11 protein-coding genes are annotated in these 15,134 nt (G+C 57.1%); 1 reads left to right on the top strand and 10 read right to left on the bottom strand.

The features are described from left to right. Nucleotides 1-31: 31 nt before the first annotated feature. Both AB1L30_RS24555 and AB1L30_RS24550 read right to left on the bottom strand, forming a co-directional pair. On the bottom strand, nt 32-1,828 hold the full coding sequence (locus tag AB1L30_RS24555) for a hypothetical protein (protein ID WP_367016933.1): 1,797 nt from the start codon (nt 1,826-1,828) through the stop codon (nt 32-34). A 461-nt stretch (nt 1,829-2,289) separates the two neighbouring features. Beyond that, nucleotides 2,290-2,631, bottom strand: a complete 342-nt coding sequence (locus AB1L30_RS24550; RefSeq protein WP_367017903.1) for a hypothetical protein — start codon at nt 2,629-2,631, stop codon at nt 2,290-2,292. Between AB1L30_RS24550 and AB1L30_RS24545 the strand changes: the two genes are divergently transcribed. Then, entirely contained in the window at nt 2,516-2,941 is a 426-nt protein-coding gene (locus tag AB1L30_RS24545; RefSeq protein ID WP_367017880.1) for a BON domain-containing protein, read from the top strand. The two genes, AB1L30_RS24550 and AB1L30_RS24545, sit on opposite strands and share 116 nt — an antisense overlap. Before the next feature lie 982 nt (nt 2,942-3,923). On the opposite strand, the gene AB1L30_RS24540 is transcribed toward AB1L30_RS24545, so the two are convergent. From AB1L30_RS24540 to gspG, 8 genes are all read right to left on the bottom strand, one after another. Further along, on the bottom strand, nt 3,924-7,640 hold the full coding sequence (locus AB1L30_RS24540; protein WP_367016931.1) for a secretin N-terminal domain-containing protein: 3,717 nt from the start codon (nt 7,638-7,640) through the stop codon (nt 3,924-3,926). Between the two features lie 269 nt (nt 7,641-7,909). Continuing rightward, on the bottom strand, nt 7,910-9,106 hold the full coding sequence (locus tag AB1L30_RS24535) for a hypothetical protein (protein ID WP_367016929.1): 1,197 nt from the start codon (nt 9,104-9,106) through the stop codon (nt 7,910-7,912). Next, nucleotides 9,103-10,821, bottom strand: coding sequence for a hypothetical protein (locus AB1L30_RS24530; RefSeq protein WP_367016927.1), 1,719 nt, complete (start codon nt 10,819-10,821; stop codon nt 9,103-9,105). The genes AB1L30_RS24535 and AB1L30_RS24530 overlap by 4 nt, the downstream gene beginning before the upstream one ends. 61 nt (nt 10,822-10,882) lie before the next feature. After that, nucleotides 10,883-12,460 (bottom strand): hypothetical protein, encoded by a 1,578-nt coding sequence (locus tag AB1L30_RS24525; RefSeq protein ID WP_367016925.1) that lies wholly within the window; start codon nt 12,458-12,460, stop codon nt 10,883-10,885. Then, nucleotides 12,457-13,446, bottom strand: coding sequence for a hypothetical protein (locus tag AB1L30_RS24520; RefSeq protein ID WP_367016924.1), 990 nt, complete (start codon nt 13,444-13,446; stop codon nt 12,457-12,459). The genes AB1L30_RS24525 and AB1L30_RS24520 overlap by 4 nt, the downstream gene beginning before the upstream one ends. Further along, a complete protein-coding gene (locus tag AB1L30_RS24515) occupies nt 13,446-13,928 on the bottom strand; it encodes a hypothetical protein (protein ID WP_367016923.1) in 483 nt (160 codons plus the stop codon). The genes AB1L30_RS24520 and AB1L30_RS24515 overlap by 1 nt, the downstream gene beginning before the upstream one ends. Before the next feature lie 3 nt (nt 13,929-13,931). Continuing rightward, nucleotides 13,932-14,591 carry a prepilin-type N-terminal cleavage/methylation domain-containing protein gene (locus AB1L30_RS24510; RefSeq protein WP_367016921.1) on the bottom strand — a complete coding sequence of 220 codons (660 nt, stop codon included), beginning with the start codon at nt 14,589-14,591 and terminating at the stop codon, nt 13,932-13,934. A gap of 123 nt (nt 14,592-14,714) precedes the next feature. Continuing rightward, nucleotides 14,715-15,125: a type II secretion system major pseudopilin GspG gene (gene gspG / locus AB1L30_RS24505; protein ID WP_367016920.1), complete on the bottom strand. Its 411-nt coding sequence runs from the start codon at nt 15,123-15,125 to the stop codon at nt 14,715-14,717. Nucleotides 15,126-15,134: the final 9 nt, after the last annotated feature.

Raw genomic sequence — 15,134 nt, 5'->3', positions numbered from 1 at the left:
TCTGTTTTCCAATGGCTCGTTCGATTGGACGCTATTCCGAATCACGCTTCAGATTGAAGCCGATCAGGTGGAGGCCTGTTTCGTCGTCGATCATGATCGAGCCGCTCGGGGCCAGATACTTGCTGATCACGCCGAAGTCAGGCAGCGGGTTGGCGTCGAGGTTCCCTTGCAGGCTCTTGAAGAAGTCGTTCTGCTCGGCACGGCGACCAATGAAGTCGCGTGTCGTGTCGGCTTGGACCAGTTCGTAGACCATACGCAGGCTCTCTTCCGGACGGGCAAAGCTGACCATCGCCACTTTGCGTTCGCCCGCATGTGCCAGCAGCTTGTTCAGCACCAGCTTGAAGCTGAGGTCGTCCGCGAGACGAGGTGCGTCGCCGCCGTAGGTCAGGGTGATGTGCTCGACGATGCCAGGGCGATCGGCGAAGAACAGAAAGTCGCCGACCAGGCCGAAGCAAGGTTCTGGGCGAAGTTCCCGACGAGCTTCCATCCGACGACGACGATCTTCAGGAACGTCGTCCGGAATCACATCGTTGCCCACGTTGGCTTGATAGAACGTCGCATCACCAAAGTTCCGCTTTTCGACCACGTTCTTCAGCCGAGGCAACGCTTCGACAATGCTGTCGAGTGTCTTTTGCATCGCAGCGCGATCTTTGACCTTGGCCGCGACAAAGGTGGCCTGGCTGTTGATACGAGCAGGCGGTTCGTACCACTGAACGAGGGTGAACTTCCCTTCCAGATTGTCGATGATTTCTTTTTTGAAGTCGATGTTCGCTCGCTGGTTGATGCGGCGATCGATGTCTTCTGCCAACTTGCCGTCGCCTAAGATGCTGTCGTACAGCTTTTCGAGGGCCGAGTAGGTCTTTTCGACTTCCCAGTTGCTGGTCATGTAGTTGGTGACATCTTCCGGAACCCACCGTTCCGGTTCGGTCGAAGCATTCTTCATGGCGATCATTTCGATCACGCCGGTTCGTGGGCGTTCCAGCATCACGTGCAGGTGATTGATCGAATCGAATTCCTCGGTCGCCAGAATCTGGCTACCACCGACCGCCTTCACACCATCCAGGCCAAGCACTGGCAAGAAGCCCATCACGTAGCTGCCGCCTGGCTGGTTACGGGTCAACGCTCGCAGGCCGTCAATCGGATTGACGTACCAGAGCAGTTGGGCTGGTTCGTCTTTGGTGCCACGCGATGCCGAGACAATCGTGCTGAAACGATCGTCCGAAGCGAGACTGTCTTCCCGCTTGCCCGACCAGTTTTCGAGCACGTCTTCAACCGCTTCAATTCGGTTCGAGAGAAGCAACACGCCATCGTGGATGCAGATCGCCAACGGGCCGTTGTTCCCCATGATGTGGGTGATCTCGATTTCCTTGTACTTTTCGTTCTCGATCAGGGCACCGTTATTGGTCGCCAGGTTCTCGACGATCTCGATTACGCGGTTCACCACACGTCTGTCTTCGCCAAGTTCGCAGAAGATCAGAACGCCAGGGTTCCCTTCCTGCATGGCAACCACCGATGCGGCCAATTCCCCCTTAGGGATGGCTAGCAGTTCTTCCAGTTTCAAGCCGCTCCGCTCTTCCGCGTCGGCAGCTGCATCTTTCAGCGTCTGCCAGATACCGTTGACGAACGGCTTCATTTGGGGGTCGTTGGCGGCTTTACCGACAGAAGTTTGTTCCATCTTCTCGATGAAGTCTTGAGTGTCGGCCATGCGAAGGAAGGCAATCGTCTGGTCCGACATAATCCGAGCAGCATTCGGACGCTCGGCCACGGCGGGACCGATCAGCAAAAGTGATAGCAGAACGCTGAGTAGAGGGGGGAACCTAAGTGTCATCTTGGCACCTTAACTGGTGAATCTTAAACCGTTTGTGTCCTGGGCAACTGTAGTGATCTACTTCGTCTGGTCAGGCAAAGTTTCAAGGTTATTACGAAATATCCCCCTGGGGTACCGGTAGCGCGTGGCAAGATCTTGGCAGCCAGTCGTGTTGTAACGAGCAAACCGATACCCTGGGCCTTGCTCGGTGGTTAAAACCGATAAGACAGACACCCACACCTTCTTGCCTGACTACGGCGTAACTAAGAGGCGCCTGGTACGAAGATCCGTACACCGAGGATGGAAATTCCCTTGGTTTTCCTGGCAAGATTCGTGATAATGGGGCTGACAGCTTTTTTCTGCGCGGTGAATCGGAGACACAGCTCGCCAAGGACGAGACTAGCCATGCGCATTACCCAAATTCAAATTGTTTGCCTTGCCGTTTTCGGAGCTCTGGCCGTTGGCCTCGTAGAAGCTCGCGCTCAGGGGCAATCCGTCAGTTCGGGAACCACCCAGGTTCCTTCGACCAACTTCGGAACCGGCGGGACGAACATCAACAACGGTGGCTCGATCACCAGTCCCGGCAGCAACATGTTCTCGGCCCAGTTGCCGGCGGCAACGCTTGGTGCTGGTGCGTCGAGCTCATCCGGAACCGGCAGCAGTGCCAGTTCCGGCCTGGGAGCTGACGCTTCCGCTGCGTCGAGCCTGATGCAGAGCAACGGGTTGAACCCATTTGGTGCTGCTTCTGGCACCGGTGCGACCGGGCTGGGTAATTCCGCCCGAAATAGTGCTTCGCGATTCGGTGCCTTCGGCAGCATGTTCAACCAACAAGCTTTTCAGAGTGGCTTTGGCCAGGACGAAACGCCTCGCCTGCCCACCAAGCTGACGGTCAAGTTCAAGCACCCTACGGTGCCTTCCAGCCTAGTGAGCGCTGACATCACCCGTCGCGTCCGTAAGCTTAGCCGCTTCGAGGACGTTACCGTGTCTGTGGAAGACCGGGTGGCCACAGTGTCGGGGACTGTGGAGTCTGAAGATGATTTGAGATTGGTTGACCGATTTGTTGCCCTTGAAGTTGGGGTGACGTCAGTGGTGAACCAGGTTCAGCTGCAAGAGCCGTCGCCTGCGGATGAGTAATCGGGTGACCGCTTGCGAGGTAGTTGCTGTACGCCCGCGATTCCGAGAACTGCGGACGGAACGTTTGCAGGTTCACGCCTGGTTTTAGTTGCAGCGATTGCGGGGCACGGCTCTGATACTGCCCCGCATCCAGCTGAGCCGCTTGCTGTTGCATGAGCGGCTGCGTCTGTTGTTGTGGCAAGTTCTGCTGCGACTGGAAGCCTCGGCCCTGGTAATCCTGGCGAGGCGAGGCCTGTTGCGTCTGACGCTGGTTGGCACCTGGCTCGACATAGTGAAGACGCTGTTTCATCGAGCTTGGTAAGGCGATGGTCGTCGTCTTCAACTGGCCATTGGCAGCCTTCTGGGCCTGGGCGGCGATGTTAGCTCGCTCGTAGGCAACCTGGGCGACTTCCGGCGACAGCATGTCGCTGGGGCTTGGCTGATTCTCAAGCTCGTTCTGCTTGGAGTTCACGCCTGGCAGAATGTGCTTGCTCTGTTCGCTCATGACCATCTGGCCCACTTCCGGTCGGAAGAATGGAGCCAAGGTGATGTCTTTCTGTTCGCCACCAGCCCGATCCCATGGAATCCAGAAGCTGTAAGAGTGGCCCAGCTTTGACATGCTGTAGTGGCTTTCGAGGTTTTCGGCCTCGAAGACATACTTCCGGTCAGGGCGTTCTGGATCCATCCCGCCGGGTCGCGAATCGTCGTAGCCATAGATGGTCAGCGTGCCTTTTACGCGAACAGGCTTGTTCGTTTCGTCATAGAAGTGGATCCGACCACCGAACCCGCGGGTAGCGGGATCGTTGGGGTTATAGCGGACCGCGTCGTTCCACGTGACCGCCATCTTGATCGGAATCTTGGTTTCCGGTTCCTTGGGTTCCCACGGCATCTTCGGCATCTTGCCGACCGAGGCGCAGCCGCTGCTCAGAACCGACAGGCAAACCAGACTGAAAGCAATTGCAATGCGTTGCATGGTTGAAGTCCTTTTGTTCCAAGCGATGAGTTAGCGAGGCTGCTGCTGGGCTGGCTGTGGCGAGTAGTACTGCGGCTGGTATTGCTGCGGTGCTCCCTGCGTAGCCTGTGGGGCGTATCCTTGTGGATAGCCCTGCGGTTGCGGTCGCGGCTTCTGGCTCATAGGCTGTTGTGGCATATTCTGGAACTGCTGCTGCTGATAGTCGACCGGACGCACGTCGATGGTCTCCATCATGGCTGGCTTCAGGACATTGCCCTGCGGAGCGTTCATGATCGAACGGCCCGACTGTGGGTATGCCTGAATCGTCGGTGGAGGCAACTTGCCTTGTGGGTAAAACCCTGGCGAGATCACTTCCGGGAAGCCGGCCGGGTTGGCGTCTGGATTGATCGTGATGATCCCTTCGTCCATCGGCATCGACTGGTTTACCCCGTACAGGGCTTCCGGTCCGTACACCTTGGCGACGTCGGCCAGGCACCAGCTCATGCGGCACATTTCCTGTTCTTTGATCAAGGCCGCGTCTTCGTCCGAGCGGACGACGATTGGTGTGATGATGATCAGCAGTTCGCTTCGTGACGCGTCGTAGCTGTCGTAGCGGAACATACGTCCCAGCAGTGGCACGTCGCCCAGGATCGGAACCTTACGGTTGACCACTTCAACCGAGTTATTGATCAAACCGCCGAAGACGATCGTCTGGCCCGAGCGAGCACTCACGACAGCCGTTGCGGTTTGCGTATCGATACGTGGCGAACGAATCACGTCACCGTTTTCGTTGATCGAGATCGGAATACCGTTGGCTTCCGAACCGACCGCCGAACGTTCGGCCTGCAGGGCCATCACAACCACACCGTCAGGACTGATACGTGGGGTCACGCTGAGGATGATCCCGGTGTTGATCAGTTCGGTCGAGTTGATCGTGCCGTTGACCGTTTGCTGGGTCGAGGTGATGTAAGGAACACGTTCACCCACCTGGATGAAGCCAGGCTGGTTGTCCATGGTCATGATCTGCGGACGAGCGAGGATTTCAGCTCGGCTTTCCTGTTCCAGGGCACGGATCAGAATATTCACCGAGTCGCTGGCCGCCGAGAAGACGAAACCACCGTAACCTGCGGCGCTGCTGGTTCGACCCAATGCGAAGTTGGTCAGGCCCTGGGTACCGACAGCCGAGGCGGTTGCCAAGCTGGAAGCGGCCGAGCTGTTACCGAGGGGCTGGTTGTTCCAGTTGAAGCCTGGATCGAGTTCACCGCTGGAGACCACACTGCGGTCAAACAAGATCGAGTCTTGCAGACCGAGCTCGAAGCCGAGTTCTTCCAGGTCGCCCAGGCGGACGTCGGCGATCAGCACTTGCAGCATCACCATTGGTGGGCGAGCATCCAGTTCTTCGACGATTCGCAAGACCTGCTCGAAGTAGCGTGGCGTCGCACTGATGATCAAGCTGTTGCTGAACAGTTCAGGCACCACGATCACTTCGCGAACGAGTTGCTGGAACGGGCTGACCACCGAAGGATCGAGCGTTTGGAGGCTGCTTTCCTCCTGGAGCAATGCGGTCAGCGATTCGGCCACGAGGTCGGCTCGAGCGTTACGCAGACGAATCACGGTGCTCTTACGTTCGGTCACTTCGTCCTGGTCCAAACGAAGTAAAATTGCTTCGACCACGGTCAAGTCGGAAGACGAACCGGAAGCGATGATGCTGTTGGTTCGGGTATCAACCGAGAAGTTCAGTGGTATCAGGCTCGATTCGCCGCTGGTCGATGCTTGCGGGGTAAAGAACGCGTTGGTAGCTCGGGCCTGATTGTTGGCGGACTGAACCGTCTGGAACAGTTCGTTCAACATGGTCGAGAGCTGGGTCGCGTCGCCGTTGACGATGGTGAACACTTTGATCTGCGATTCAGCCGATGGCTGCGAGTCGAGGTTCTTCACCAGGGCGAGAACCAGTTCCATGCTGTTTTCAGGAGCACGGATGAGCAAGGCGTTCGAGCGGGTGTCGGCCGTGATCTGGACTTCGTTCAAGATACCCGATCGCAGGATCTGCTTGCCTTCGGCATCCAGCGTCATGAACGAGAGCATTGCGGCACGAACTTCCGCCGTCGATTGATTCTGCTGAGTCGTACCAGTCGATTGACCCGTGATCGCTTCCTGCAGGATCGGAGCGAGGTCTTCGGCGACCGAGTTACGAAGCTGAATGATTTCCAGCTTCAGCGTCGACTTGCTGGTTGGCACGTCGATCTGCTTGAGCAGGTATTCGATTTCCACCATGTCGCGAGGGCTGGCAGCAACGATCAGGGCATTGCTGCGAACATCGGACGAAAGGCGGACACGAGTTCCGAGAGCCGTTGGATCGGCGTAGAACTCAGTCAGCTTGGTCTGGGCTTCTGCTGCAGAAAGGTTCTGCAGGGGGAAGACACGCAGCGTGCTGGCTGGTCCGACCGGTTGGTCGAGTTTGGCGATCAGTTCGAGGATGCCTTCTACACTTTGGGCACGACCGATCAGCAGAATGGCGTTCGGACGATTCAAAGCGGTGATGCTGACCTGACCGTAGCGAGCGTTGAGCAGGCTTTCGTACAACTCGTTGATCATCGTGGCGACCGCTTCGCTGTTGGCGTGCAACAGTTCGCGAACTTCGATGACGGGCTGCGTTTCGACGCTCAAGCGTTCGATGTCATTGATGATGTTGGTGATGCGTTCGACGTCGCGGCGATGACCACGAACGACGATCACATCCAGGCCTTCCAGAAATTCGATCTGGACCGGACCGATTAGGCCGCCATCCTCTTCAGGGCTGATGGTGAACTGGGGATTGTTCGGGTTGGCTTCCGCTGGGACTTCGATCGGTTGACCATTTTGCGGCTGACCGATGATCTGGGCGGCGTTGTCGTCTTCTTCGGCTGGCTGCTCTTCGGCACCTGGCTGGAAGATCATGGCGGCCATATCGCCGCTCCAACGCAGTTTCTTGTTGCCGGCGACTTCCTTCAACGATTCAAAGACCTGTCGCTTGGCCAGGCTGTTCTCGGCATCACGCAGAGGATCCAAAGCCTTCTCGACATTGTCGCGGCTGGCGTTGCGAAGCGAGACGAGCGTTGTGCGGTAGGAGTCGCTGTGCGAGGGCGTATCCATGGCGCGGATCACTTCGGCCCAGCTTTTGGCCGAATCGGTTTCACCGCGGAGGATGGCTGTGCCTTCGTTTCGGTAAACCTGCAGGCTGACCTTCTTCTCGGTGTTGGTAGGGAGGGTCATCATGACCAGAGCCCCTTCCGCCGTGTAGCTGACCGGAATCTGCTTACCGACAAGTCGAACCAGCCCCTTTTCCAGGGCTTCGCCTTGCAGGTTCTTCAGTTTGATTTCCAATTCGGTCAGGCCGGCACCCAGGTCTTTAGTGCGTTGAAAGACGGGAGCAGCCGATTCGACGAATGGTGCAGCTTGAGCCGTTTGCGGGCGGACCCGCAATTCCGTCGATTCCGCGACTGCTGGCTTGGCGGCAACCTGGTAGCCCGATCGCTGAACGAAGTTCGCGATTTGCTGCTGCGTGGCAGCTGGGGCAGAAACAATCAGCGCGTTGGTTTTCGACTCGGATCGAATCGAAACACCAGGTGTGCCGTCAAAGAGCTGCCGTAGCACTCCCGACAGGTTGTCGAGTTTGCCAGGGGCAATTTGATAGACCTGAATGCTTCCATCGCCATTGGTGCCCTGACCGAAGGCTGGGCTGATACCCATGGCAATGATAAGGAGCGCGCCGATCAGAAAGCGGCTCATAGAAAATTGATCGTGTTGGCTGACCATCCGTTGTCCTCACTTGCATTTGCGCAGCTGTTAAGCTGGATTACCGCGCACCTCGCACTAGATGGAATATTCGGTAGTCAGCGAATTACCCCTACACCGATTTCAACCCGTATAAGTGATAAAACTTCGCGCGATGTCAGACTTTGACGGCTAGAGAAGGGCCGCAAAAAGAGAAAGCACCGACAGCTAGCTGCCGGTGCTCGTGAGATTCTCGTTAATCGAGGTGCTGTCAGGCGAATTCGTTAAAGATCGCTCGCCGGGCCCATCGTGGCAGCGTCTGCCAGTGGCTGGCCGATCGTAAGGACTTTCAAATCTCCCTCGATCTCGATAATCACTTCACGGTCTTTCACGTCGACCACTTTCCCCTTCAGCGAACCGATGGTGAAGGTGTCGCCAGGACCAAGTCGCAGCTGCTGATTCTTAGGACGATTGTTCAGCCACGCCTTGGGCTGGCCACCGACGGCGACCGTGCCGGTCAGATAGGTGAACTTGGCTTCGTCGAAATCGGGACGGCGCGGAGTCGTCTCGCGCATCGGTTCCGGAGCAGGTTCGACCACGGTTACCAGCAGTTCTTGCTTGGTCGATTTCGGAGGCTTGCGATTGTCGCGAGCTTCGACCTGGATCTTGTATTCGCCTAAGGCAGAAGGAGTCCACTTTAGCGACCCGGTTTCCGACAGCTCCATACCTTCGGGGGCATCGCCGGTCAGGAAGAACGAAACCTGGTCCTTGCGGTCAGGGTCGCTGGCACTAAAACGGTGACGGAAGCTGCGTTCCAGTTCCGCTTCTACTTCTTCTTTGGAAGTGAATACCGGCGGCTTGTTCGCTTGCGCGAACAGGTTTCGGCGAACGATTGTTTCGCTGTAATCCTTCAGCTTGCCATGCGTCAACTGCGGGATCCGAACGTCTTCCGGCTTGGGCACTTCTTCCGCGCCGTCGATACTCAGTACCGATACGTTCATCGAGATGTCGAGCATGTCCGACTCTTTGACCGGGATCATCGTCAGCTTGGTGAACTTGTGCAGAATGTTGAACGAATAAAATTCGTATGTGAATTGCACCAATTCTTCCATTTTGGCCCGGCCGCTGATGGTGAACATGTGCTGGTAGTGATTGCCACCACGGCGACCGTTGAGCGGCTTGATCACTACATCACGGAAACCGGTCGTTTCCAGCGTTTCGCGAAGGCGTTCCTGGTAGAACGACTGGCTGGCGCGGATGCTTTCCGGCAAGGCATGCTGGCGATAGACGGCCAAACGGTCGATGGCCATTTCGGCCTTCTTCTGGGTGAAGTCTTCATCGCCCAGCCGCTTACGCAGTGTATCGATTTGTCGATCACGCGTGCTCAGAGCCGACGAGTACTGGTTCCAAAAGTAATAACCACCCACACTCAGCAGGCAGATGCCAACGAGGATGGCGAGGGATCGTTCGCGTTGGGTCATGATGCGTCTCCCGTGGTGCTGGCGACATCAGCGGGCTGCGCGGCAGTTTCTTTCGCAGTTGGTTCGGGAGTCGCTTCTTCGGTCGGTGCTACTTCTTCTTCGGTGCTCACCTCAGCCTTCGGTTCGGCTGCGGCAGGAGCTTCTTCCGCGACGACTTCCGTGGCATCAGGTTCCGGTTGTTGGGTTTCTTCTTCGGCAGGTTCGTCCGCAGCAGGTTCTTCCGATGCGGCTTCTTCCGTCTCTTCCGAGTAATCACGCGGTGCGAAGCGATCGGTGCCGTCCGGCGTGATTGTTACGTACTCTTGGAAGCTGATGCTGTAGGCATCGCCGTAGCTTCGTTCCTGGGTTCCCTTGCCGAGAACCGCGTGGTTTTCACCGATCAAACCAGCTTCAATCTTGCCGATCACCGACTGGTCGGCAACGTAGCCTTCCAGCGAGGTGGTCCCGCCGGCGCTGTTGCCTGGCTGCATGTGAATGCGGGTCGCGATCATTTCGTCGGCGGTTGGAAGTTCTTTCGACATCCGATAGAGTTCGTCCAGCCATTGCACGTCGGAAGCGACCCAGTTGTCGATCTCGAGGACCTTTTCTTCCTCGACGACGAGCGGCTTGTTTTCTTTTTGCAGTCGGGCGATGTCCGCTTTCAGCTCTTCGATCTCAGCATCGCGGGACGAGATACCGCTGTAAAGGAAGTACCCGAAGAACAGCACCACCGAAGCGGCCGCCAAGGCACCCAGCGTGAATAGTCGTTTGCGATCGGGCGGATCGGGACGACGGCGCGGATTGAGCAAATCGATCTTGGGAAGCGATGCGGCATCGGCCAGCAAGATCCCGATGAGTGCGCCCATTTGACTGGCGATTTCCGGGCTGACATCGACCGAGCCGGAAACGTGTTCCGCGGCCATCGGAGCCAGGAATTCGACCGAGACTTTCAGGTCTTCGCCGAACTTTTTCCAGATCGCCGGGGCCAGGGGTTCGCCCAGGATAACGATCTGCGAAACGGCCGTCGGAACTCCCTTGGCCTGAGCGGCGAACATCGTACGACGAATTTCACCTTGGAGGGTGGTCGTTTGATGCTCCGAGCCTGGTTCGCCAGGCAAACGGGTCGAGCGCGAGAACAGCACATCACCTTGATGCACGACGGTCAACTCGATCCGTTCGTCGAGGACTTCGACCAGCAAAAAAGTCGAGTCGGCGAAGCGAGACTGGCTGGCGGCAAAGTATGCCGATCCGAACGAGCGAACCGAAAGGCTTTGCGGCTGCAACTGAGCCTTTTCGCAAATCTTCTGGATCGATTTAAGCTGCTTGGAGGCGATCGCCGCGGCATGTACGCGAAGCTTGCCGTCGGCATCGGCACCCAGCTTGATGAAGTCGACAACACCATCTTCTCCCAGGCTGCTGAATTCACGCATGGCCTGGTAACGGACGATGTCGGGGAGCTCGTCATCCGGAACCGGAGGAACCGAAAAGACCTGAAGCTCGACCGATGAACGACTCACCCCAACCAGGGTCGGCAATTTGCTAAGCCCGTGGGCATTGGCTTGTTCCGTCACGAGTCGACTGAGTCGCGATTCGAGCGTACCCTTGTCGACTTCCTCGCCCGGCTTGGCCAGGGGGAAGTGCAAGGCGTTTTCGACGACGAGACTCGAGCCACGCTGGCGGCCAACCACCATTCGCAGTGAGTGCGAGTCCCATTCAATTGCAAGTTTCTTAGCCATAGTAGTATTGTATTTCGCGGATTCGGCAGCGATTTGGAAATTTCATGCGTGCCGTTTGAAATCAATCGATTTGTCCGTCGTCTAGTCCTAGTTCCACGCCCAGCACTTCCAAGGGGTGTCCACGGCCAAGGTCCGAGATGTCGCGAAGGAGCATCACGCTGGGCTGGGGCTGAGTGGCATCGATGACAACTTCCTGTCGGCTAAAGGCACTTCCATCCTCGAAGTAGCCCACGACTTGGGCCCGATAAACATCGCCTCCTCCACAAATGAAGGGGGAGAGGGCCACCATTTGCTCCGTGGTAACAATGCCACGCAGCAGGATCCATGTTTCGTAACGAGTCGCTGGATCTTCGGGATCTGGGACTGGCAGTCGCTGTTCCAGAATCTGACCGGCGATCTCTTCATCCATGCCAGGAATCCCCATCAGGATCTCGTAGGGAGCCTGGTTAATGTTGATTCGGCCTGGGATCACCGGCGAAGGGTTTACCGTCATCCCATCCAAGATCGCCGGCAGGTAGCTGTTCATCGCCACCAGGTCGTCTTGAAATGGCGAATCCAAGGTTACGGTCGAATTGCCTTGCTGAACCTGAACCGAGGTGCCGATCAGCGACAACACGTTCGTTATCTGGTTGGAACCTTCCTGAGTCAGATCGAGGCTGACCGACGTTGCCGACTGACCGCCACTGTTGGTGCCGCTATTGCTGGTCGAACCACCGTAGATCCGATAGGCACAAATGAAGTCGGCGTATTCGGTCGGGAAGGTTGCCGTGATGTTGTCGTGCAGCGTCTGCAGGTCTTCTTCGTTCAGATAGACCTTGGCCTGACCGGTGTCGCTGTAGTTCTTTTCCATGCTGTACAGCGTCAGGTACGACGACCAACCAAGTTCTGGCACCGAATCGAGCATCTCCATCGCGGCTTGATCGCCATCGGCTGGCGGGGCCCATTCGTGATCGTCGACCATGCCGTTGCGATTCGAGTCGCGACCGAACAGCAGTTCCGGCGTGACGCCTTGCACCAGCAGCAACTCTTCCACCGTTTCCAGCGGACCATTCTTTGGGTTGTATGGGGGATCGAGTGTGTTGTAGTAGTCGAACTCGGCACCAAGCTCGCGTGGCTCGTCATCTTCGTCGAGGTAGTCGAGAATGCAGTCGGCGACATCTTCGGTCATGCCTGGCAAAGCCATCAGAAGTGTTCGCCCGGAACCTTCTGCCTGAGCTTCGAGCATCAAAAGTGCGTTCAAGTTCACACGCGACGATTCGTCTTCCAGGCCGAAGCGAATTCCTTCGATCGATCCATCCGTGTTAAGCGCCGGGGCAAGCACCGAAAATCTTCCCCGCGATTCGGAAGTGTCGCCTGGAAAAACCAGGATGCCACGCATGATCTCGGAATTGTCGTAGATGCCCCCTTGCTCGTCGATCAGTTCCTGTTCTTGCTCCAGAAAGACCGACAGCATGGCGATTCCGCTCTCGGCGACGTTCCGCGCCTGAATCTGGCGACCAGATAGGTGAGCCGCTTTGTTCTCGATGAACATCAATTCAGAGTAAGCGTACGCCGACAGTGTGATCATCATGATGACAACCAACACCACGAACAGAATCGCTCCTTGGCGACGTGAACGAGCAGGCAGCGAACTCATCATAGTGCGGCCTCCTCGGTTTCGGTCGAGTCGGTGGTTTCTTCTTCGACTTCTTCGTATGGCTTGCCGATCGGAATGCGAATCAAGCGGCGGAAGACCTGGCCAACCTGGTTGGTGTTCTCATCGACCGAAATGGTCGTGCCACCATCGTTGAGCATGGCCTGGGTCAGGTCGTGATCGCGAATCGCAATCACGACGTCGACTGCCATCGGCAGGCAACCCATCGTTTCCGAATCCCATTCTTCCAGCCAGTCGTATCCGTCGTAATAACGGAACTGCAGCAGCGAGACTTCCGGAGCGAGAATCTCGGCGGTCGCATCGAGGTTCCGTGTGTCGCCGTTATTCATTGCGTACTGCGTCACGGCGCGATCGAGTTCCCGACGAACCAGACCAAACTGAGCTTCGGTGATCGAGGCATCGCCGATCGTTCCATGGCCCAAGGTCGAAACGCCTGGCTGCATCAGGAAGTAAGTGACCGTCTTGATATCGCTGGGGATGTCTGCGATCGAGCGATCTCGGAAGCTGGTGTACTGCGGATCGTATTCATCGATGCGAGGAATGCGACTGATATCGACCTGCAGTTCCATCGCATTGCCATACAGGCCAATCGTGGTCGGAATAACACTGGAACCAGCCAGGTCGGTAGTGTTCGAGGCAGCCAATGCATCGGTCGCGGTCGAAGCGTCGATCCCGGCACTCGCGGCGAGATCAGTCAAATCCGAGCTTCCACTGGCCAGCGAATCGGTCGCGAGCGATTCCACTGACGAGAAATCGATCTCGTTCTTCCAGACGGCGCTGCGCAGGTCACTCTCCATTCGACGCATGATCGCTCGCGCCAACTGAGCCTGCTCGATGCTGGCCTGGCTGGCGGTGACCTGGAACAAATAGAACTGGATCGCTCCGCCGAGCGCCATCATCACCAGCACCGAAAGTGCCGAAGCGAGGATGACTTCCAACAAGGTAAAACCGGAGTGACGGGAGTGCGACATTAGATCGAACCTCCTACTTCGGTTGGGGCTCCATCGCTGGTTTCGGGGATCTCTTCCAGTTCCAAGGAAGGGTCACGCATCCAGCGAACGACTTGAAACGAATCATTTTCGCCGGCCGACTGGGCGCCTGCGCGACGCACTTGAACCATGACCATGATCAAGCCATCGACCGGCGCAGTTTCCCAAGCAATGCTGTAAACCCAAGGGGTGTCTTGTTCGACGGCCAAGGCGGACAGGTCACTCGTCATCGAGACGTTCATATCGGTGACTGGGTCTGGCGGAATCAGTCCGAGGGCGATTTCTTCCATCACCGTTTCGGCGATCATCTGAGCCTCGGTCAGACCTTGAGCTTGCTGGGCATTCTGGAAGCCAAGGCCTACCAACTGGACCAGAAACGCAAGGGACATTGCCAGCAGCGTTAACGACAACAGCACCTCCATCAAGGTGATGCCGTGCGAAGTCGATTTGTGTCGAACGATCATTGGCTAGGGACCTCCCGAAGCAGAGAGGTCCGGCTCCATGATCCGGGCAATCCCGGTCAAGCCGCGAAGTTTCACCGAAGTCATGGTGCCTCCGTCGCCACGCAGATAAACCGTCGCGTCCGAGGTCGTTCCATCAGGGTAAAACAAGACTGGATGCGACCAGCCTGTAATTTCCAGGTCGCCACCTTGCTCTTGGCCAAGGCTGTAGCTTCGCATGTCGGCCTCAACGTTTTCGCCCGCGAAGACAACGCCTTCTTCCAGCAGCCCATTGAGGGTCTCTTGTTCGGCCGATTCCTGCACGAGGCTTGAAACGCCAATGCCTTGGCTGGTGCCGGCCATATTGTTTTCGAGTTCGTCGTTACTTCGCACGAACGGGGCAACGGTGAAGTTGCCGGTTTCTTGCTGGTAACGGAACATGCGGATGCGGCCCGTTTCCATCGCTTCGACCCGAGCACGCATGAACTCGTTGCGGACGGTCTCGGCCGAAACGGTCAGGCGGTGACCTTGCAGCGAATTAAAGATCGCCGGAGCACCCATCCCGAGCAAGACGACCAGGATCGCGAGGACCAGCAAGATTTCGAGCAAGGTAAACCCTCTTCGCTCACCGGCGACCGAGGGCCGCGGTGTCCGCAGTGGACTGAAAAGCGAAGAGTAATTTGGCATGAAGAGTTTCCTCGATCGTTATAAGCCGGGTGCCATGTCCACGACCTTGTTGGTAGCACCTGAAGGTCGCACACCCACGCGGACGTGGGCATGGCACCCACAAGGATTGGCTGCGGCCGGCAATTAGCCAGCGATGTCGTCGTCGGTGCCGCTGGCGCCATCAGGTCCCATCGACCAGATCTTGTAGTTAGCACCGTTGACTTCGTACTGATATTCGTTGTCCCAAGGATCCAACGGCAAAGCTTCGCCGTCCAGGTATGGGCCCTTCCACTTGTTGCCCTTGTCGTCGGAAGGCTGCGACAGCAGACCGTCGAGGGTTTCTGGTGGCTTGTTCATGTTGAGTTTGTAGACCTTGATCGCGGCTTCGATACCTTCGACCTGGGTCTTGGCGGCCTTTTCCAGGGCTTGCTTCTGGACACCAAAGATCGACACGCCGACCAGCGAGCCAAGGATCACGAGGATAACCAGCACCAGCAGAACTTCGATCAGGGTAAAACCCGCAGCCTTGCGGCGTTGTCGGCGAGAAACGATCATTGAAAATTA

Source organism: Bremerella sp. JC817 (assembly GCF_040718835.1).
In the GTDB taxonomy this organism is placed as follows: domain Bacteria; phylum Planctomycetota; class Planctomycetia; order Pirellulales; family Pirellulaceae; genus Bremerella.
This window is presented reverse-complemented; position numbering and strand designations above follow the sequence as displayed.

Coding starts and splice junctions, on each gene's coding strand:
- AB1L30_RS24555 (WP_367016933.1), bottom strand. CDS start 1,828: ATGACACTTAGGTTCCCCCCTCTACTCAGCGTTCTGCTATCACTTTTG.
- AB1L30_RS24545 (WP_367017880.1), top strand. CDS start 2,516: ATGCAGAGCAACGGGTTGAACCCATTTGGTGCTGCTTCTGGCACCGGT.
- AB1L30_RS24540 (WP_367016931.1), bottom strand. CDS start 7,640: ATGAGCCGCTTTCTGATCGGCGCGCTCCTTATCATTGCCATGGGTATC.
- AB1L30_RS24535 (WP_367016929.1), bottom strand. CDS start 9,106: ATGACCCAACGCGAACGATCCCTCGCCATCCTCGTTGGCATCTGCCTG.
- AB1L30_RS24530 (WP_367016927.1), bottom strand. CDS start 10,821: ATGGCTAAGAAACTTGCAATTGAATGGGACTCGCACTCACTGCGAATG.
- AB1L30_RS24525 (WP_367016925.1), bottom strand. CDS start 12,460: ATGATGAGTTCGCTGCCTGCTCGTTCACGTCGCCAAGGAGCGATTCTG.
- AB1L30_RS24520 (WP_367016924.1), bottom strand. CDS start 13,446: ATGTCGCACTCCCGTCACTCCGGTTTTACCTTGTTGGAAGTCATCCTC.
- AB1L30_RS24515 (WP_367016923.1), bottom strand. CDS start 13,928: ATGATCGTTCGACACAAATCGACTTCGCACGGCATCACCTTGATGGAG.
- AB1L30_RS24510 (WP_367016921.1), bottom strand. CDS start 14,591: ATGCCAAATTACTCTTCGCTTTTCAGTCCACTGCGGACACCGCGGCCC.
- gspG (WP_367016920.1), bottom strand. CDS start 15,125: ATGATCGTTTCTCGCCGACAACGCCGCAAGGCTGCGGGTTTTACCCTG.